Below are 18,021 nucleotides of genomic sequence, written 5' to 3'. Positions count from 1 at the left end.
GTTAGGACAGATGCCTGAAGGCTTTACTCACAGCATCCACAAGGTTTTCACTATCATTGATAATCTGACTAACATAGTTTTTCAATCTAGCCCAGAACTTTTCAATTTTGTTGAGGTCTGGAGAATAGGCGGGTAAAAATAGCACTTCACATCCCGCTTTAGCTAACAATTTTTTGATTCTCTCTTTGGGATGAAAACTGGCGTTATCAATGATGATAATTTGACCGGGTAGTAGTTCGGGTAATATGGCATAGAACGAGTTAGTTAGGACAGATACCTGAAGGCTTTACTCACAGCATCCACAAGGTTTTCACTATCATTGATAATCTGACTAACATAGTTTTTCAATCTAGCCCAGAACTTTTCAATTTTGTTGAGGTCTGGAGAATAGGCGGGTAAAAATAGCACTTCACATCCCGCTTTAGCTAACAATTTTTTGATTCTCTCTTTGGGATGAAAACTGGCGTTATTAATGATGATAATTTGACCGGGTAGTAGTTCGGGTAATATGGCATAGAACGAGTTAGTTAGGACAGATGCCTGAAGGCTTTACTCACAGCATCCACAAGGTTTTCACTATCATTGATAATCTGACTAACATAGTTTTTCAATCTAGCCCAGAACTTTTCAATTTTGTTGAGGTCTGGAGAATAGGCGGGTAAAAATAGCACTTCACATCCCGCTTTAGCTAACAATTTTTTGATTCTCTCTTTGGGATGAAAACTGGCGTTATCAATGATGATAATTTGACCGGGTAGTAGTTCGGGTAATAGCAATTGTTCTATCCACTCACACACCAACTCTGTATTACAGTACCCCTCAAACACCATTGGCGCGATCGTGGAACCACGCCACCAACCGCTGATCACACTAACTCGTTCGCTACAGTGACCTAACTTTAAAGCCTCAAATCTTTCTGATTTGTGACAATATCCATAAGGATAATCGATGGTGTTATCTATTCCAGCTTCATCAATATAGACAAATCTTTCCGGGGCATAACCTCTGATTTTTTGGAGAAACTCTTTTCGGGCTTCTTCATCTCTTTCTCTGTAGCCATAAGTTTTTTTTTACGGCTCTTCGGTAATTGTTATGCAAATAATTAACTTCAAATAAAATTCGATGATAGTGCCTACGCTCAAAAATAGCTGAAATTTATACAGGGAGAGATTTTAGACACAAACAGGTTAATACCAAAAGATAGACAATCGAGTTAAGATTTGATATAATAGCCAAAAACCAGAGTATTTTACTTATGATACTTGACAAATTTTTGAACCTAGAAGGAACCTCTATTCAAGGCTATCGACACCTAGAAAATGTCGGTATAGTTTGACCAGTCGAATCGAAAAAGAAAAAAGCAATCTGTCCTCGTTGTGGGTTAGAGAGCGATAAACTACACCAAAATCATCGATATTTAGTCAAAGATTTACCAATCTCAGGACAACCAGTGTACCTACAAGTTAATCGTCGTCAATTTAAGTGCGATAATTGTCGAAAACCCTTGAGCGAAGAGTTAGATTTTGTCGCCAGTAAACGAACCTATACGAAAAGACTAGCCGAAAATATACTCGAACAATTAAAATCAGGAGATATTTTAAATGTTAGTCGAATAAATGACGTAACGGAAGAAGAGATTCAAAGAAGGCTAGAGGACATTGCTGAAGAAATTACCGAGCCAGACCTATCGGAATTAAAAAGACTAGGAATTGATGAAATCGCTCTAGTCAAAGGACAAAAAAATTACTGTGCGGTTTTAGTAAATTTAGATACGGGAAAACTAATAGCTATTCTAGAGAAGCGAACACAAGAGGAGTTGAGAAAAACGCTTACAGGCTGGGGAAAAGAGGTGTTAGAGCCAATTGAAGAAGTGAGCATAGACCTTTGGTTGCCCTATAAAAATTTGGTGAAAGAATTGATGTCATCGGTTGAATTAGTCGCCGATAGATTCCATGTAATGAAACAAATTAATCAAGAGTTAGACGAACAGAGAAGAGCAGAAAAAAGAGCCGTAGAAGCGCAGAAAAATAAAAAACAGAAAGCGGAAAAAGAAGCGAAGCTAGAAGTTTTAAAGCGAAGTAAATATAGCCTATTAAAAAATGAAGAAGATTGAACGGAACCCCAAAAAATTAAACGAGAAGCTATCAAAGAAAATTGGCCAAATTTGAAAAAGATGCCGGAATTAAAGGAAGAATTCAGAAAGATTTATGAAACCTCAGAGAATCCGACAGAAGGACTGCTATCTATCTCGGAATGGTTGGCAAAATCCTCCATTGTTTTTACCAAGAGTTGTCAAACAATCCGAAACTGGTTTGGAGAAATCATTAGTTATTTCGAGCGAAGAACAACGAATGGATTAGTCGAGGGAATCAACAATAAACTTAAACTAATAAAACGGCGAGGCTATGGCTTTAGAAACTTTCGGAATTTTTGGGTTAGAAGTATGTTATCTTGGCATCTTGTCTGTTGATTTAGCATAAAGAGTAACGAAGAGCCTTTTTTTCTAGTAAATCCAATTCTTTTGAGCGCTTGACCAATTCTCATCCTACTGACTGGGTTAGCCCATTTTTGCGCCATTTTTTCTTGGGTCAAATGCCCATATTGTTCGGCCAACTTTTGAAAGGCTTCTAAATCGTCAATTTTGGGCTTCGGCCCTCGACGATAGTTAGTTTTAGCGGCCACCGTCCCAGTTTGTTTCTTCCGTTTCAGCCATAGGTCTAATGTATTACGACTAATATTGAGGGTGCGACAGACATGGCTTTTTTTCTCCCCTCGCTCTACGGCACTCACTGCTTTCTGTCTTAAATCATCACTATAGGGTGCTGCCATGAAAGCTTCTCCTCATTTCTTTTTCTCTATTATGTCCTAACTATCCCGCTCTTTGCTATAACATAGTTTTTCAATCTAGCCCAGAACTTTTCAATTTTGTTGATATCTGGAGAATAGGCGGGTAAAAATAGCACTTCACATCCCGCTTTAGCTAACAATTTTTTGATTCTCTCTTTGGGATGAAAACTGGCGTTATCAATGATGATAATTTGACCGGGTAGTAGTTCGGGTAATAGCAATTGTTCTATCCACTCACACACCAACTCTGTATTACAGTACCCCTCAAACACCATTGGCGCGATAGTGGAACCACGCCACCAACCGCTGATCACACTAACTCTTTCGCTACAGTGACCTAACTTTAAAGCCTCAAATCTTTCTGATTTGTGACAATATCCATAAGGGTAATCGATGGTGTTAAGTAGTCGTGCAAAATTAATTTCCTAGTGAAGATAGGCAAGAGGCAAGAGTGCCTCTTGCAAGAGGTGTTTAGATATGTGTAATTAATTTTGCTTAGGTACTTATCTATTCCAGCTTCATCAATATAGACAAATCTTTCCGGGGCATAACCTCTGATTTTTTGGAGAAACTCTTTTCGGGCTTCTTCATCTCTTTCTCTGTAGCCATAAGTTTTTTTTTTCTAGTAAATCCAATTCTTTTGAGCGCTTGACCAATTCTCATCCTACTGACTGGGTTAGCCCATTTTTGCGCCATTTTTTCTTGGGTCAAATGCCCATATTGTTCGGCCAACTTTTGAAAGGCTTCTAAATCGTCAATTTTGGGCTTCGGCCCTCGACGATAGTTAGTTTTAGCGGCCACCGTCCCAGTTTGTTTCTTCCGTTTCAGCCATAGGTCTAATGTATTACGACTAATATTGAGGGTGCGACAGACATGGCTTTTTTTCTCCCCTCGCTCTACGGCACTCACTGCTTTCTGTCTTAAATCATCACTATAGGGTGCTGCCATGAAAGCTTCTCCTCATTTCTTTTTCTCTATTATGTCCTAACTATCCCGCTCTTTGCTATAGCTATAAAAAAACCGACCAACAAGAGAGAATTCCTGTCAGTCAGTCAGTGATGATAGGCCGAATTTTACTCAGCTTTATTTCTTAGCGGGGGCAGCCTTAACGAGTTCCAATTCACTTTCAGCGAAGTTATTGGTATTCAGTCCACTGGCGCTACCACTAAAACCGTTGTAGTTAACAGTGTCAAAACGAACGATAACGGGATAGAGGATACCACTTTTATCAACACTGGCTACGGTTCCCACATCGTTGTACCAGTAAGACTCTTTACGTTTGATTCTAACTTTGGCTCCGCGTTCGATTCCAGGCATAGGTGTTGTTTTTTTTAGGGTTTAGTTAACAGGTTACAATCAGAGCGAATTTGCCGAAAGGGTTTTTACTTTAAGTTTTATTGCAAATCTTGCCACTCTGTTTGGACGAAATGCCCCGAACGTCCCCATAGGTCTGCCTTTGGTGCAATATTAACGATTGTTAAGTTAAAGGGAATGGCTGTGGTCAGGTATTTTTGGGCCGACATTCCCACATCTGGCCCGATTTGAAAAGCGGTGGCGGTGGCTAAACCTAAGCCTAATAACTGAGAAATCGGACCTCTGGGGAAGATAAGATGAGTTCCTAAGACTAAGCCGGCGGTTAAGGCTAAAGTTACCGATAAATTGGTGCCACAACGCGGATGTAATGCCAATTGCCCCTCGCCATTTTTGAGACGATGGAGTGCCTGTTTGGCCGCAATTTGCAGTTCATTTGTATTAACCTGTCCGTAGAGATAAAAACCCCTATCGGTGGAGAGTCCCCCCAGGGCCTCGTTATCCGCTGGGGAATGGTCAAAAGGGGATTGACGACGGGCGGCCATTTCGCTTAATACCCAGACGGTGGCGTGTTCCAAGGCGTGAACCTGTCGCAGGGTGAGAAATTCTTTGAAACCGGGGATAAAGCCGATTTGTGCCAGTAAATCGCTGTCTTGCTGGGGCGAGGGGTTAAACCAGTCGAAAGAGGGGTTAGAAGGGCTACTAGGGGTCATAAAGTTGCGGTAGGGGGAGTTTTTTCGAGAAAGATGAGGGCGCTATAGAGTTGAAAGGCGGTGTCCCAGTAGGTGTCTTCAATGCGTAATAAGTCCAAATGGGGATTGACCATAGGCAGTAATTCGTAAAAATCGGCGGTGGTTTCGGCAAAAGCTGGAAAATCTGACCACAGGGGAACTGCTGCTAGTTGTTGTTTTAGGTAAGAAGCGAAATGATTCCAGTTATCCCGATTGGTGGTCTGTCTTTCCCGACTTTGTTGGTGGTCGGAAAAAGTAATCCCCGCTTGAAAGTGGTAATGGTGATCGCAAATACGAATAATTAAATCCTGTTTTTTCAAATGTAGATCAATAATCTGGGCATAATCAAGAATACTAATTTTTCTCACTTGATTGCGGCGCGCATCCATATCGACACATTCCCCAAAAATCGGCAAGATTCCCTCTACCACGGCGGTAACTTCTGACCAATCAAAAGTTATACTTGCGGTTAGGTCGCTATGGGAAGATTGATAGACTAGGGTGGCTTCTGGTTGGATAGCCCGGAAATATCGAGCTAAATAGACCCTAGGCCGGTTAATCGCTGTAATTGGCTGGCAAAAACAGGGAATTCCTTCTTTTTGCAAGTCGTGAACATATATTGCTAATTCTGCCATCGCCCCGACTCGATACAAGCGCCACGAACGGCTAGGGATTTGTAAGCGGGCGCTATAGGCATCTATTTTAAATATTTGGGCAAATTTTTGGGCTAAGGGCTGTTTTTCTTCGTTAGCCACCGGTTCAAGAATTAACAGCCCCATTTCTCGATTACTAGGGTTGGTTTTGGCTTTTTCGAGGGCAGCCTGTCGCTGTTGTTGTTGCTGTTCCACTTCCACCCGTTCAATCGCTTCTAAGCGGGCGATTCCTTGACGAATTTGGGCGATAAGTTGAGGATTAGTGCTAACTTGCAACATTTTTCGGTATTCTTGCCCTGCTAGTCCGATTTCTCCCTTGATTTCGCTTAAACGCGCTTGGTAGAATTTCAGCCAAGGGTTATCGTTTTCTAGGGTCTGGAAGTCGTTGACAAGACGGGCGGCAGTTTGATAGTCTTGACGGTCGAGTGCTTCAGCAATTTCTTTGAACATAGAAACTCCAATCAATTAGCTGTCTAAATAGGCGTTAATGATAGCAAGAGCCACTAAGGGAGCGGTAATTGTTCTCAAAATGCGTTTTCCCAGTGATACAGGCAGAAAATCAGCGGCGAGCGCTTGTTCTATTTCTGCCTCCGTCCATCCCCCTTCCGGTCCGATGGCAATAGTTATCTCGGTTGATGTTTGCAATTGAGAAAGTAGCGGGGCCACTGTTCTACGGGTAACACCAATATAACAAGTTGTCTGTGGGTTAGCTCCCCGCTTAAGGATTGCTAAAAATGGTTGTGGTTCTTCGATAATAGGAATAATCTGTCTTTCTGATTGTTCTACAGCTTCCCGGGCAATTTTTCGCCAACGGTCAATTTTTTGAGGACTAGGATTAACTAAACCGCGTTCTGTTAGCAGCGGGATAATCCGATAAACTCCTAATTCGGTGGCAGCGCGGACGATATCATCAAAGCCATTTTTGGGAATTGCTACCATTAAATTCACTTGTACTGGTAGTTCGGTAGTTTCGTTTATCGCTTCTAAAAGATGGGCCGAATTATCAATTATTTCTGCTAACCACGCTTGTCCTTGTCCATTTAGGGCAATAAAATGGTCATGGGATTTTAAACGAACAACTTTTTTAAGATAATGACTTTGTTCGGATGTTAAGGCAATTAACCCGTTTTCTAGGGTGTTAAAATCGAGAAGAAGACGGTAATACAAGGCGGTTTAGTCTATATTGCTATTGTGAGCAGAATCACTGTCAGCTATCTATTTTAGCTTTTATAGCGGTAAGCGCTTGAGTGAGATACAGACCAAGCTTTGCCTAGCATGGTTTATAGCTTGTGACACTGTACCTAATACGACTGCACACCGCTATAAGCTAGTGAGGTACACATATTTTTCTTCCCTTTTGACTTTTGCCTCTTGCCTTTTGCCTAAAACCCATAACTTTTGTACCTCAGCAGACTGAAAAACGCTATATGGTGTTTTTGTGTAGGGTAGATTAGCCTAAAACCTTGATCATTAACAAACACGGGAATTGATTAATGAATTTACTAGGCATCGTTTTATACTCTTTTACTGGGGTGCTTTTGTTGGGGTTAGCTGTAGCTATCTGGTGGTTGGTCGATACCCTATCTTTATCCTCCACTAAACCGAAAAGATTCACTTCTAAAAATAATCGTCAAAATTTGCCAATCAGTCAGCCTAAACTTTTCTACTTAGAAAGAGAACTTTTAACCCTCGTGAATGGAGATAAAGCTTTAGCGACTCGATTGCTTTTAAATATTAGATTGAGAAATCCCCAACGCAGTAAAAGCTGGTGTTATGAAAAAGTTATTTATGATCTAAAACGAGATCGAGGAGGAATTTAAATTGCCATTACAACAATTAGACCTATTAGAAGAATATCGCAGTGATCGCCATAATCTCATTGCCGATTTTTATCTACCTTGTTTAGCACAATCTACCCTCTATTGTCGAGCAGTCGGCTTTTTTTCTAGTTCTTCCCTTGTCTCTCTAGCTAAAGGATTAACTGCTTTAATTCGCGGAGGGGGAAAAATGCGTTTAATTGCTTCTCCCTATCTCTCGAAAGAAGATATCGAGGCCATTAGCCAGGGATTAAAGCAAAGGGAAGAAGTGATTAATAAATCTTTATTATCTGTTCTGGAGATTGACTTAGACGAAATTACTAAAAATCGTTTTGCCTGTTTAGCGTGGCTATTAAGTCAGGGAGTCTTAGAAATAAAATTAGCCATTCCCAAAAACTTAGTTAATTTTGGCTTATATCATGAAAAGTTAGGCCTATTTATTGATGCTTTTGAAAATGCGATCGCTTTTACTGGTTCTGCGAATGAAAGTCACAGCAGTTTACAGGATAATTTCGAGTGTATCGATATTTTTCGCTCTTGGCAATCTCAGGAACAGCTAAGAGTTCAGAGAAAAATTGATAATTTTGAAAAACTCTGGCACAATCAAACTCCCCATCTAGATATTTGGGATTTTCCCGCAGCAGCAGCCCAATCTCTCTTAAAATTTCGTCCTGATTTTCCACCCACTACCGAACCCGATAGCAGTAGCAAAAAAACTTTTAAAGTTGCCGCCGATACCGGCAAATATCAGTTATCCTCTCCTCTAAAAATAACACCCCAGCCCCGTCAAATTGAGGCAATAAGTGCCTGGAAACAAGCCAAATATCAGGGGATACTCGCCATGGCAACAGGGGCGGGAAAAACGATTACAGCCCTAGCGGCAGCTAGTGGTTTATCAAGGTTAGAATTAATTGTTATCGCTGTACCCACTAAAGAATTAGTCCAGCAGTGGGTGAAAGAATTAAACTGTCGAACTACCTATGCTTTTCCTGTGGTAGCGATGGGTAATTCTCGTGCTTGGCGTGAGGTTTTATTTCGCAAATTACGGTTAATTAATCATCAAGAATTGCCCTCTCAGAGATATCCTGTAATTGTGGTGGGAACCTATGGAGAGTTAGCTAAAAATACCGTTAGTGATTTAATTACTGATGCGGGAGGTTTGCCAAAAGAATCTTTATTAATTGCCGATGAAGTTCACGCTACTGGTGCGGGAGTTTATCAGCGTCTTTTACGCGATGATTTTAGTTATCGTTTGGGTTTATCAGCAACTCCTTTGCGTGCCTACGATGAACTCGGTACGGAAAAAGTTTTAGATTATTTTGGGGGAATTGTCTATGAATACGGGTTAGAGTTAGCTATTCAGCAGGGTATTTTGTGCGAGTACGATTATCACGTTTATGTCACCTATCTCGCAGAAGAAGAACAGGAAAAATATCGTCAGTTAACGGCAAAAATTGCTCGCTTATCTACCCAAGAAGACAGTCAAAAGGTGAATTATTTATTAATTCAACGGGCGCAATTAATTAAAGCAGCGGGGGCAAAATTAACTATAATTGATCGTATTCTGGCTGAACACACCTTAGAACAAACACTAATTTATTGTGCCGATATTGCCCAAGCAACTGCTATTAGTACCCGATTGGCGCGTCAGGGAAAAAGAGTCGCTCGCTATAGTTCCTTAGACAGCGATCGAGTTATGTTATTATCACAGTTATCTTCGGGAAATCTTGACGCATTAGTGGCAGTAAAATGTCTCGATGAGGGAGTTGATATCCCACAAGTCAGTCAGGGAATTATCCTCGCTGCCGATGCTTCTCCTCGTCAATTTATTCAACGTCGCGGCAGAATTCTCCGGGCAGCCGTGGCCAAGAAGAAAGCGACTTTAATCGATGTCTTGGTGGTTCCTCCTTGGGGCGATGGTGAGGTAAAATTAATTGCATCGGAGATCAAAAGAGTTATTGATTTTGCCCGGGCAGCCAGCAATCAAGCTACAGTTATCAACAGATTAGTCCAAGAATTAAGTTACTATGGCCTTACCTACTCAGATCTGTTATAAAATTTATCCTCATCAAGGTATCTCTTGGCAAATAAGAGTTAAGACTTGACAATCCCCACTCCCCAACCCCCAAAAAATTCATGGACATAACTGCTAAAATTAAAGAACTAGCACAAAAATATGAGATACCTGCCCAACTGCTGGGGGAAGCCATGGCTTTAGAAGTAGAAAAAATTACTCTAAAAAATCGGCGGCTATCACCTAAAATTGTCGAACTTATCGAAAAATATACCGACTCCTCACAATCATAAATTTTATAGATATCTTGCCTAATTTATTTGTAACTGTTCAGGGGGTAGGGTTGATTCATGAATCAACCCTACAATGAATCAACCCTAGTTCAGGGGGGGACAAAATCTGATAATCTAAAAAGGCGTAGAAAAGAGCGGCTACTGTGGGAGAGTAGTATCCATGCCTCTAGGAAAGGCAGTTCTTCTCCTTCTCTGCTGCCCCAGGAGAGTCCTTCCACAGAGTCAATGCCACTGGCGGCTTGACATCCCCCCCCTGAACGGTTACATTTATTTTTGGTAGTTTAAAAACGACAAAAATAAATATTAAGTTGCATAAAATATCTAAATAAACCATTTAATTGATTATTATTCATTCTTAATTCTCCTGATTACTGACTACTGGCTACTGACTCCTAACCAACCACAAAATTTTTGATTTTTACAAGAGTTATTATGACTTTGAGACTGAAACAAATTCGCTTAACTAATTGGAAATGTTATCCCAGTCAAAATATTACTTTTAACCTGCATCCCGACAGAAAAATTCAGATCATCTTCGGTAATAATGGCCACGGTAAAACTTCTCTGATGACGGCGATTTTATGGTGTCTCTATGGGGTAGATATTGTATCTAAAGAGACTCTGAAAACCTATTTTTATCGAGGTAAGGATGATTCTTCACCGGCAAGAGAAATGCGGGTAGAATTAAATTTTACTAGAAACGAGAAAAATTACTTTATCAGTCGCACAGCGAAATTAAAAGTTAATGGTAGCACTTCTTATCCCAGCGTAGAGGAAGCATTATTTTATGAAGATGGAACCATGAGAAGTAACTCTAGGGAATATATCGAAGCATTGCTTCCTAAATCTATTCGAGATTTTTTCTGTTTTGATGGCTTAAAAATTGAACAATATACCCAGATAACCCAAACTAAAGAAGCAAAAGAAGCAATTGAAAAAGTTTTGGGTATCCCTGAATTAAGAAATCTGCGCGATGATACAGAAAAAGCCTTGCAAGAATTAGAAAACCGTTTAAACAAAGCAGAGGGAACCAGTCAAACTTTAAAAGATAAGAGAAAACAATTGCGAGAATTAGAAGGAGACCTTGACCTTCAAAAAGGTCAGCTTAAAAATGCTAAAGATGAGGAAAAAAATGCTAAAATTATCCATCATGATGCTCAAGAAAAAGCCGCACAGATTGAAGGTTTACGAGAAAAACAAGAGGAAATTCATGACTTAGAGAAAAAGCGTATCGGTTTACAAACTCAGTTAAATAACCTACAAAAGTCTATCGATTCTTGGTTAAAAAAAGCTTCGATACCTTTGCTGATTAACTTTGTGCAGGAAATGGCTGACGATTTGCAAGTTACTAGCTTAAAAAGCACCTATAAAACTAATTCTACAGCAGTTTTAAAAGCAATACTTGACGACGAAAGCTGTCTATGTGGTCGTTGTTTAGATCAAAATTCTCGTGACTTTATCCTGCAACAAATTGCCGAACTAGAGTCCTTAGAAGTGGACAACGCCACCAGAATAGAAAAAGACCAAATTAGAATTGATTTACAGGGAATTATCCGAGATAATGCCAAATTTAGCAATTATAGTCAATTACTTTTGCAAAGAGATCTTTTAGAAGAAGAAATGGAAGAAATTAAGCAACATATTAAACAGCTAAAACAGGAAACCACGGGAATAAATCAAGACTCGGCAAGGGATATTTGGCGAAAAGTTGACGAATGGGAACGAAAAGTCAATGAGAGTGAAGAAAGGATCGAACGCTTGCAAAAGGAAATTGAAATCAAAGAAAAGCAATTAGAAAATTTACGCAAAGAAGTGGAAATTTTAGCTAGTGAAAATCAAACCACATTGATGTTATCTAATCAGGTTAAAATGGCCAGAGGTTTAAAAAATGCCACTAACGAATTAATCGAATGGCATATCGATAATTCCCAAAAAATGATTAATCAAGTAACCAGCGATCGCTATTTACAAGTAACCAACAAACCGGAGGAATATAGAGGAGTAGAAATCACTCCCGAATACACTTTAGGAATCCGTACTATCACAGGAAAATTATTAAATCCCGATGTCTTAAGTGCGGGAGAAAAGGAAGCTTTAGCCTTTGCTTTTATCACCAGTTTAAATCAAATAACCGATACCTGTGTTCCCCTAATTATGGATACACCTTTCGGACATTTAGACGAAGAACATCAAAAAAATATTATTAACTCTCTCCCTAATTTAAACTCCCAAGTAATTATTTTAGCCACCGATCGCGATCTTCCCGATCCACTTTTAAATCTGCTGCTTCCCCACACTACTGATATGTTCAAAATACACCGTTTAGCTGCCGATGAAGATGCTTCCGTGATTGAAGTGATGGAGAGTTACTAATGCAGAGAATCGATTCCAGTTTGAAGATTTATGCCTCGGAAACTTCCAGAAATTATCTACAGGTACTAAAAGATAATAAAACCTTTGAGCGCATGGTAGATGCCTATTTATTCGCCGCTGCTTTTGCCATTAAACAAGACTTCAGTATCTACGGAACCACTCTGAGCAATCGACAAGATTTAATTAATATTAGTCAAATCGATCAAGAAGTTATTTTAGCTTTAACCGCAGGAATTTATATTATCTGTAAAAAGAATTCCTATCCTCAACCCAGCGACGGCAAAGAAGTTTTAGATAAGATCTGTCAATACGCAGAAGTGGGATTAAGGGAATTAAAAGAACGCTGGCAAGGCAAAGTCAGCAATCAAATTCAAGCTGATATTGAGAGAATTATCAATAATCTCTGAAATTCTCTCCATCTAACTATCTTTTTTAGCGATAACGACAAATTACATTCTTTCCACACTGCCAAAAAAGACGGGTTCCACGCGAATAGCGACGATACTAGCCGGACGTAAAACCATATATTCCCCTTGGATATTTCTGATCGGAACATTGATAAAATCCTGGGAATCGGCTTTCGGAACTAATTCGTTACTGTACCACTTTTGAAATTCTTGGATAGTCAAAAAACGGACCTCCTCGCGATGTCCACTGCTTAAGAACAAATGTACGGCGTACTCGTCAGCTTTTCTACTCATTTTTTTTAACTAATCAGATTGAATTTTTGTAATAAAGTTGCCATTAAAGGCGGAAAGGTGAGACGCAATTCGCTAGGATCCGAGAAAATTAATTTTTGGTAGCTTGGCAGGTCAAAAGCCAGTTTACCCTTTAATTCCGCTCGATTTTGATAGGTTAGCAGAATTTGTCCGCCCTGTTTACAAGCGATCGCATAACCTAATTCTACACCCACTAGGGGACTGGGCAGTAATTCCGTTTCCTTTTGACTAATCGCCGTAGCATCGGCGATAAATAATAAACTTTTGCGGATTTTGCGTAATTGACTATCACTCAATCTGGTGACATTGCCCTCAGTTCGGGGCGTTTCTTCGATGGTTAAGGGCAAACGGGAGCGTTTATTGAGATTTTCGACGGTTTCGGTCAAAACTGTTTTTAAAGCGGTGCTAGAGTCCTTAAATTGGCTTTGGGAGCTAAAATAAATGACGGGATCCAACCAAGCGCTGAGGTCCTGTTTAGTAAAGTAAATTTCTTGGGAAATCAGGTCAATATTCGAGATGACGTAACCGCCACTACCTTCGAGGTAAAATTCCACCCTTTCCCCTTCTAGATAGCGTTGGAACCAGACAGAACCCTGTATTGTCAGACTATCATCGAGAAAATCGGCTCTTAAACCCGATTTTAAGAGACTATTGCGACTTAAGCGCAAGTCGTGGGGACGTTTGACAACCTCGCGGATAGGTTCGTATTTGTCCAGATACCAAGCTTTCAGAGCGATGATGGCCATAGGTGTGGCGATTAAAGACACTCACCCATTTTAGCAGTAAGCACCGATATCCTCTCCACATTCATCGGCCAGGTAAGAAAGAGCGCGAAATCTTAACATCATCAGGTTTTCGTAGAGGGGATTTAGCTTGCAAAGGGGCGGAATCTCTAGAATTGTCTGGTTAAATAGGGTAATTTTCCGCGCAAAGGGACATTGAGCCGGAATTAGACGACAAATCTGATGGGCTAGTGCGGGTGTATTGATTTCTAGGCGATCGATTCGTTGCCGCAGGGGTTGCCATAAATCCCATTTTGGTTGCGGTGACGGGTTTTTCCGATTGCCTTTCGACCAAGGGGCAATCCAATTAGACAAAATTATTTTATTTGTGGTATAATCTGATACATCAGCATCAGCCATAGCCTTACCTTCTATTGATTGACTCATAAGGTTCTATTTGAGATTACGACAGGGCGAATACTCTTTCCCGAAAATCCTCTAGGACGTTCCGACATTTGACCGCTTTAACAATAACATCTCTGGGATAATAGGTGTGGCTTATTGCGTCAGCGGCCCAGATGCGGGAGTAAGCTGTTAACTATCTAAATTACTCGTTAAGACTGTCTATGAGCGAGCAGGGAGCAGGGAGAGGAAGTCTGAGCATTTGTACTAACTTCCCATCTCCGAGTTATCACCTGAAAGCGAATAGGCAACAGACGACAATAAGATAACGTCACGAGTGAGTTTAACTAGATTAATCTCTAAGCTTCGCCCAAAGATATTGGCTCTGATTAGAGCTATTTCTAGGTTAGCAAAAACTCAGGTTTTTTCACGTCAGCATAGGACATTTTTTCGGTGTATAAAATAGCACCTACTTTTGTCAAAGATACGCAATCCAAGGTGTGGGGTGTAGGGTGTGACCCCCCCTGCCCCCCCGACATCGGGGGGGCAGGGGGGGTGTGGGGTGTAGGGTTTAGGGTGTGGGGTGTAGGGTGTGGGGTGTGGGAATTATGAATTATCAATTATCAATTATAAATTGGGTAGTTTTTTGCTGTGAATAGTAAACGGTGAACTGATAACTGATAACTGATAACTGATAACTGATAACTGATAACTGATAACTGATAACTGATAACTGATAACTGATAACTGATAACTGATAACTGATTTACATTCTTTCCAAAACGGGGATTCCCAGGAGAGATAAGCCTAATTTTAGGGTTCTTGCCGTTAAATCACACAGAACTAAACGAGAGGTTTTAATCGGTTCTGCCGCTTTAAGAACGGGACAATTCTCGTAGAAACGATTATACTTTTTACTGAGTTCATAAAGATAATCACATAAACGATTGGGTAATAAATCCTCTTCCACGGTCCTAATTACTTCCGGAAGTTGCAGTAATTGTTTAGCCAGAATTAATTCGCTTTCATCCTTGAGAATTAGCGGTGAATTGGCACTTAAATCCTGAAAATTAATACCACCTTCGCGACTGATACTCTGGACTCTAGCGTAAGCGTACAGCATATAGGGGGCGGTGTTGCCTTGCAGATTGAGCATTTTGTCGTAACTGAAAACGTAGTTACTATGGCGATTTTGGCTGAGATCGGCGTATTTAACGGCACTTAAACCGACAGTTTCGGCAGTCTTAGCGATAAAATCGCCGGTTTCTTCTCTTTCCTCGCTCGCCAGTCTTTTTTCTAAGTCAGCTAGGGAACAGGCGATCGCTTGATCGAGTAATTCTTGTAATTTTACCGTCTCCCCGGAACGAGTTTTTAATTTTTTACCATCTTCCCCTAAAACTAATCCAAAAGCGACGTGAACCACTGCCACATTATCGGGTAAAAATCCCGCTTTTTTAGCCACCTGAAATACTTGGGCAAAATGGTTGGCTTGTCCAGCATCGGTGACATAAATTATTCTTGCGGCTTTATCTTGCTGAACTCGATAACAAATTGCCGCTAAATCGGTGGTAGCGTAATTATAACCGCCGTCGGATTTCTTGACAATTAGGGGCAAAGGATCACCCTCTTTGTTGGTAAAACCATCGAGAAAGACGCATAAAGCGCCGTTGTCTTCTGTTAGCAATCCCTGTTGATCTAATTCTTTGATTACTGCCTCAAGGTAGGGATTATAAAAAGATTCACCCCTTTCGGTTAGTTTTATATCGAGAATATCATAGATTTTCTGAAATTCCCGTCGTGATTGTTGACAAAGTAACTGCCATGCTTGACGACTTTGAGGATCACCCGACTGTAATTTTACTACGGCTTGGCGGGCAGTTTCTTTAAAGTTTTCGTCTTCATCAAAACGAATTTTGGCCTTTTTATAAAAGCTAACCAAATCCCCCAAATCGAGAGCATCTGCTTGGGTTAAAGCGCTAGGATAAGCTTCTTGTAGATAGGTGATTAACATCCCGAATTGAGTACCCCAATCCCCGACGTGATTAAGACGAATTACTTGATGATGACGAAATTCCAAAATCCGAGCAATACAATCACCAATTATAGTCGATCGCAAGTGGCCAACGTGCATTTCTTTGGCAATATTGGGACTGGAAAAATCGACAATAATTTTTTGACTGGGGTTAGCAGCGGCAACTCCTAAACGGTTGTCAGTAATTAGGTCTTTTAATTGGGTTTCTAGATAACTGGGTTTCAGGGTAAGATTGATAAAACCGGGTCCGGCAATTTCGGGGGGTTGACAGAGATCATCTATCTCTAGATTTTTTAGTAAAGTTGCCGCCACTTCCCGGGGTTTTTGTTTTAATTCTTTGGCTAAAGAGAGGGAAATATTACATTGATAATCGCCAAAACGGGGGTTACTAGCGGCCACAATTAGGGGATCGGTAGCGGCGAAGTTTTCCCCAAAGGATTTAACTAGGGATTGGGAAAAACGTTCTTTTATTTGTTGGATAATGGCAGTCATAGAGAGAATTTAGCAATGAATGTTAGAAATCTATGGGTAATGAGGAAATTTATCTTGCTCTCATCTTGAATAGAATTGAGCCGGACGGGGTATTATGTCCATTTTCTTGGTACATTATAAGCATCAAATTTAGTATCTTTACTAATTAGAATTAGCGATCTGTTTAGAGATTGAGCAATTAGCATTCTATCAAATGGATCACGGTGATGCAAGGGTAAAGTACAAATTTTTAGAGTATCAGAAAATGATATAGACAGTAAGGTTATATCTGATGCTTCTAGTTTAGTTTCAATGGTTTCATAACTTTTTTGTAGGGCTAACTTACCTAAATTTAACTTAATCGCGATTTCCCAGAGACTAACAATACTGACATAAACTTCAGGAGCAAAATCAATTTCCTCCCGAAGATTATTAGGTAAGTTAGGATCGTTTTCAGTTAACCAGATGAAAGTATGGGTGTCCAGAAGAAAAGATGTCATCACATATATTCCTGAAAATCTTCCAAAGACTCATCAAAATCATCAGACAAAGGTAAGGTAAATGTACCTTGTAAAATTCCTGAACGACGTTTTCTAAGAGAAGGTTTCTCTATAATAGCATCTGATTGATAATTGGCCATCAAATATTCAGCATAGTGAAGCAGCTCTATTTTTAAGAACTCTGGCATTGTTTCGACAGTTTCTAAGATTTTTGTGTCTATATTCATAAGTTCTGGATACTTAATCTCAGCAAATTTTTACTAATTACTTATTCCTTAACCAATAAAACCACGGCATAAACTGCTATACCTTCTTCTCGTCCTACCGGTCCTAATTGTTCGTTAGTAGTGGCTTTAATTCCCACCTGTTCCGGATTAATCTTGAGGGTTTCTGCTAACTTGGCTCGCATCGCATTAAGGTGGGGTTTCATTTTCGGTTTTTCGGCGACAATTACCGAATCAATATTATTAATCTGCCAACCTTTATCGATAATTAACTGATTAACTTGCTCTAATAATTTTAAACTATTCGCCCCTTGCCATTGCGGGTCTGTGGGGGGAAAATAATGACCGATATCGCCTAAACTAAGCGCCCCCAGCATGGCATCCATAATAGCGTGGGTTAAGACATCGGCATCACTATGACCCAATAAACCCACAGTATGGGCAATTTCTACTCCTCCTAAAATTAAAGGTCTTCCTGTTACCAATCGGTGGATATCGTAGCCGTTACCAATACGAATATTCATAGAGCAGTCTCCTTGAAGTTATATTAATTATCTTATCGCAAAAGGGAACGGGAAACGGGGAAATATTTTCCCTGACTTGTCCTTATTAGCTAATTAGCTAGGAAGGATGAACTATTCTGCTGAAGTTTTTTGCAGTGCAATGAAAGCTTATACTAAATTGATTTTTGATAGTATCATTAACTGCCAATCCAACTTTAAAAACCCACTTGCCACTTGCCACTTCCCACTCTATACTTGTTAAATAAGATTTAGTATAACTCGATCGCTGTTAAAATTGCGGTAGAATCAGGAGAGGGTTGGGTTTCATGCTTCAACCGTTCGGCAAAAGCTCACGGCCGAAGCCCAACCTACGTTCTTTTTCAATAAGATTTATAGCGTTTTTCAGTCT

22 protein-coding genes and 1 pseudogene are annotated in these 18,021 nt (G+C 40.2%); 6 read left to right on the top strand and 17 right to left on the bottom strand.

All coding sequences use genetic code 11. The annotated features are described in order from the left end of the window. Position 1: 1 nt before the first annotated feature. From RAM70_RS03650 to RAM70_RS03640, 3 genes are read right to left on the bottom strand one after another with little or no spacing between them, the layout of a single operon-like run. Positions 2-217 carry a transposase gene (locus RAM70_RS03650; protein ID WP_376750905.1) on the bottom strand — a complete coding sequence of 72 codons (216 nt, stop codon included), beginning with the start codon at positions 215-217 and terminating at the stop codon, positions 2-4. Between the two features lie 47 nt (positions 218-264). Then, the gene (locus tag RAM70_RS03645) at positions 265-483 is read right to left on the bottom strand and encodes a transposase (RefSeq protein ID WP_376750908.1); all 219 of its coding nucleotides are present in this window, start codon (positions 481-483) and stop codon (positions 265-267) included. 44 nt (positions 484-527) lie between these two features. Then, positions 528-1,010 (bottom strand): IS630 family transposase, encoded by a 483-nt coding sequence (locus RAM70_RS03640; RefSeq protein WP_235614858.1) that lies wholly within the window; start codon positions 1,008-1,010, stop codon positions 528-530. Positions 1,011-1,255: 245 nt separating this feature from the next. Between RAM70_RS03640 and RAM70_RS03635 the strand changes: the two are divergent. After that, a pseudogene (locus RAM70_RS03635) lies at positions 1,256-2,470 on the top strand (ISL3 family transposase). On the opposite strand, the gene RAM70_RS03630 reads toward RAM70_RS03635, so the two are convergent. The 7 genes from RAM70_RS03630 to RAM70_RS03600 all read right to left on the bottom strand — a co-directional run bounded on the left by RAM70_RS03630 (position 2,404) and on the right by RAM70_RS03600 (position 6,709). Next, positions 2,404-2,829 carry an IS630 transposase-related protein gene (locus RAM70_RS03630; protein WP_312672158.1) on the bottom strand — a complete coding sequence of 142 codons (426 nt, stop codon included), beginning with the start codon at positions 2,827-2,829 and terminating at the stop codon, positions 2,404-2,406. The pseudogene RAM70_RS03635 and the gene RAM70_RS03630 sit on opposite strands and share 67 nt — an antisense overlap. 29 nt (positions 2,830-2,858) lie before the next feature. Beyond that, on the bottom strand, positions 2,859-3,242 hold the full coding sequence (locus tag RAM70_RS03625; protein ID WP_312675792.1) for a transposase: 384 nt from the start codon (positions 3,240-3,242) through the stop codon (positions 2,859-2,861). 112 nt (positions 3,243-3,354) lie between these two features. Next, positions 3,355-3,795 (bottom strand): IS630 transposase-related protein, encoded by a 441-nt coding sequence (locus RAM70_RS03620; RefSeq protein ID WP_312672026.1) that lies wholly within the window; start codon positions 3,793-3,795, stop codon positions 3,355-3,357. A 135-nt stretch (positions 3,796-3,930) separates the two neighbouring features. Beyond that, on the bottom strand, positions 3,931-4,164 hold the full coding sequence (locus RAM70_RS03615) for a photosystem I reaction center subunit IV (protein ID WP_045361194.1): 234 nt from the start codon (positions 4,162-4,164) through the stop codon (positions 3,931-3,933). Between the two features lie 77 nt (positions 4,165-4,241). Next, on the bottom strand, positions 4,242-4,871 hold the full coding sequence (locus tag RAM70_RS03610; protein WP_045361192.1) for a DUF6391 domain-containing protein: 630 nt from the start codon (positions 4,869-4,871) through the stop codon (positions 4,242-4,244). Next, positions 4,868-5,992: a hypothetical protein gene (locus RAM70_RS03605; protein WP_045361190.1), complete on the bottom strand. Its 1,125-nt coding sequence runs from the start codon at positions 5,990-5,992 to the stop codon at positions 4,868-4,870. Before RAM70_RS03605 ends, RAM70_RS03610 begins: the two co-directional genes overlap by 4 nt. A gap of 15 nt (positions 5,993-6,007) precedes the next feature. Beyond that, positions 6,008-6,709 carry a 16S rRNA (uracil(1498)-N(3))-methyltransferase gene (locus RAM70_RS03600; protein ID WP_045361188.1) on the bottom strand — a complete coding sequence of 234 codons (702 nt, stop codon included), beginning with the start codon at positions 6,707-6,709 and terminating at the stop codon, positions 6,008-6,010. A 326-nt stretch (positions 6,710-7,035) separates the two neighbouring features. Between RAM70_RS03600 and RAM70_RS03595 the strand changes: the two genes are divergently transcribed. The 5 genes from RAM70_RS03595 (at position 7,036) to RAM70_RS03575 (ending at position 12,446) form a co-directional block, all read left to right on the top strand. After that, a complete protein-coding gene (locus RAM70_RS03595; protein ID WP_045361187.1) occupies positions 7,036-7,362 on the top strand; it encodes a hypothetical protein in 327 nt (108 codons plus the stop codon). Between the two features lies 1 nt (position 7,363). After that, complete coding sequence (locus RAM70_RS03590) at positions 7,364-9,415, top strand: DEAD/DEAH box helicase family protein (RefSeq protein ID WP_052426737.1); 2,052 nt, start codon at positions 7,364-7,366, stop codon at positions 9,413-9,415. 80 nt (positions 9,416-9,495) lie between these two features. Beyond that, positions 9,496-9,666: a hypothetical protein gene (locus tag RAM70_RS03585; RefSeq protein ID WP_190381420.1), complete on the top strand. Its 171-nt coding sequence runs from the start codon at positions 9,496-9,498 to the stop codon at positions 9,664-9,666. Positions 9,667-10,098: 432 nt separating this feature from the next. After that, on the top strand, positions 10,099-12,039 hold the full coding sequence (locus RAM70_RS03580) for an AAA family ATPase (protein WP_312672328.1): 1,941 nt from the start codon (positions 10,099-10,101) through the stop codon (positions 12,037-12,039). Beyond that, positions 12,039-12,446: a hypothetical protein gene (locus tag RAM70_RS03575; RefSeq protein WP_312672326.1), complete on the top strand. Its 408-nt coding sequence runs from the start codon at positions 12,039-12,041 to the stop codon at positions 12,444-12,446. The genes RAM70_RS03580 and RAM70_RS03575 overlap by 1 nt, the downstream gene beginning before the upstream one ends. 42 nt (positions 12,447-12,488) lie before the next feature. On the opposite strand, the gene RAM70_RS03570 is transcribed toward RAM70_RS03575, so the two are convergent. The 7 genes from RAM70_RS03570 to ispF form a co-directional block, all read right to left on the bottom strand. Continuing rightward, a complete protein-coding gene (locus RAM70_RS03570; RefSeq protein ID WP_012266136.1) occupies positions 12,489-12,740 on the bottom strand; it encodes a hypothetical protein in 252 nt (83 codons plus the stop codon). Between the two features lie 5 nt (positions 12,741-12,745). Next, positions 12,746-13,504, bottom strand: a complete 759-nt coding sequence (locus RAM70_RS03565) for a hypothetical protein (protein WP_045361266.1) — start codon at positions 13,502-13,504, stop codon at positions 12,746-12,748. A 30-nt stretch (positions 13,505-13,534) separates the two neighbouring features. Then, positions 13,535-13,927, bottom strand: coding sequence for a Mo-dependent nitrogenase C-terminal domain-containing protein (locus tag RAM70_RS03560; protein WP_045361182.1), 393 nt, complete (start codon positions 13,925-13,927; stop codon positions 13,535-13,537). Between the two features lie 721 nt (positions 13,928-14,648). Next, entirely contained in the window at positions 14,649-16,406 is a 1,758-nt protein-coding gene (gene argS / locus RAM70_RS03555) for an arginine--tRNA ligase (RefSeq protein WP_312672325.1), read from the bottom strand. Positions 16,407-16,498: 92 nt separating this feature from the next. After that, on the bottom strand, positions 16,499-16,885 hold the full coding sequence (locus RAM70_RS03550) for a type II toxin-antitoxin system VapC family toxin (RefSeq protein ID WP_045361180.1): 387 nt from the start codon (positions 16,883-16,885) through the stop codon (positions 16,499-16,501). Then, positions 16,885-17,112 carry a type II toxin-antitoxin system VapB family antitoxin gene (vapB, locus tag RAM70_RS03545; protein ID WP_002800430.1) on the bottom strand — a complete coding sequence of 76 codons (228 nt, stop codon included), beginning with the start codon at positions 17,110-17,112 and terminating at the stop codon, positions 16,885-16,887. The genes RAM70_RS03550 and vapB overlap by 1 nt, the downstream gene beginning before the upstream one ends. A 41-nt stretch (positions 17,113-17,153) precedes the next feature. Beyond that, entirely contained in the window at positions 17,154-17,633 is a 480-nt protein-coding gene (gene ispF, locus RAM70_RS03540; RefSeq protein ID WP_045361179.1) for a 2-C-methyl-D-erythritol 2,4-cyclodiphosphate synthase, read from the bottom strand. Between the last annotated feature and the right edge of the window lie 388 nt (positions 17,634-18,021).

The organism is Microcystis wesenbergii NRERC-220 (assembly GCF_032027425.1).
Lineage (GTDB): Bacteria > Cyanobacteriota > Cyanobacteriia > Cyanobacteriales > Microcystaceae > Microcystis > Microcystis wesenbergii_A.
This window is presented reverse-complemented; position numbering and strand designations above follow the sequence as displayed.

What these genes read in the sequence shown, in the direction of transcription:
- RAM70_RS03585 (WP_190381420.1), top strand. Translation starts at nt 9,496, where the DNA reads ATGGACATAACTGCTAAAATTAAAGAACTAGCACAAAAATATGAGATA.
- argS (WP_312672325.1), bottom strand. Translation starts at nt 16,406, where the DNA reads ATGACTGCCATTATCCAACAAATAAAAGAACGTTTTTCCCAATCCCTA.
- RAM70_RS03580 (WP_312672328.1), top strand. Translation starts at nt 10,099, where the DNA reads ATGACTTTGAGACTGAAACAAATTCGCTTAACTAATTGGAAATGTTAT.
- RAM70_RS03615 (WP_045361194.1), bottom strand. Translation starts at nt 4,164, where the DNA reads ATGCCTGGAATCGAACGCGGAGCCAAAGTTAGAATCAAACGTAAAGAG.
- RAM70_RS03620 (WP_312672026.1), bottom strand. Translation starts at nt 3,795, where the DNA reads ATGGCAGCACCCTATAGTGATGATTTAAGACAGAAAGCAGTGAGTGCC.
- RAM70_RS03565 (WP_045361266.1), bottom strand. Translation starts at nt 13,504, where the DNA reads ATGGCCATCATCGCTCTGAAAGCTTGGTATCTGGACAAATACGAACCT.
- RAM70_RS03570 (WP_012266136.1), bottom strand. Translation starts at nt 12,740, where the DNA reads ATGAGTAGAAAAGCTGACGAGTACGCCGTACATTTGTTCTTAAGCAGT.
- RAM70_RS03595 (WP_045361187.1), top strand. Translation starts at nt 7,036, where the DNA reads ATGAATTTACTAGGCATCGTTTTATACTCTTTTACTGGGGTGCTTTTG.
- RAM70_RS03610 (WP_045361192.1), bottom strand. Translation starts at nt 4,871, where the DNA reads ATGACCCCTAGTAGCCCTTCTAACCCCTCTTTCGACTGGTTTAACCCC.
- RAM70_RS03575 (WP_312672326.1), top strand. Translation starts at nt 12,039, where the DNA reads ATGCAGAGAATCGATTCCAGTTTGAAGATTTATGCCTCGGAAACTTCC.
- ispF (WP_045361179.1), bottom strand. Translation starts at nt 17,633, where the DNA reads ATGAATATTCGTATTGGTAACGGCTACGATATCCACCGATTGGTAACA.
- RAM70_RS03605 (WP_045361190.1), bottom strand. Translation starts at nt 5,992, where the DNA reads ATGTTCAAAGAAATTGCTGAAGCACTCGACCGTCAAGACTATCAAACT.
- RAM70_RS03630 (WP_312672158.1), bottom strand. Translation starts at nt 2,829, where the DNA reads ATGGCAGCACCCTATAGTGATGATTTAAGACAGAAAGCAGTGAGTGCC.
- RAM70_RS03560 (WP_045361182.1), bottom strand. Translation starts at nt 13,927, where the DNA reads ATGAGTCAATCAATAGAAGGTAAGGCTATGGCTGATGCTGATGTATCA.
- vapB (WP_002800430.1), bottom strand. Translation starts at nt 17,112, where the DNA reads ATGAATATAGACACAAAAATCTTAGAAACTGTCGAAACAATGCCAGAG.
- RAM70_RS03550 (WP_045361180.1), bottom strand. Translation starts at nt 16,885, where the DNA reads ATGACATCTTTTCTTCTGGACACCCATACTTTCATCTGGTTAACTGAA.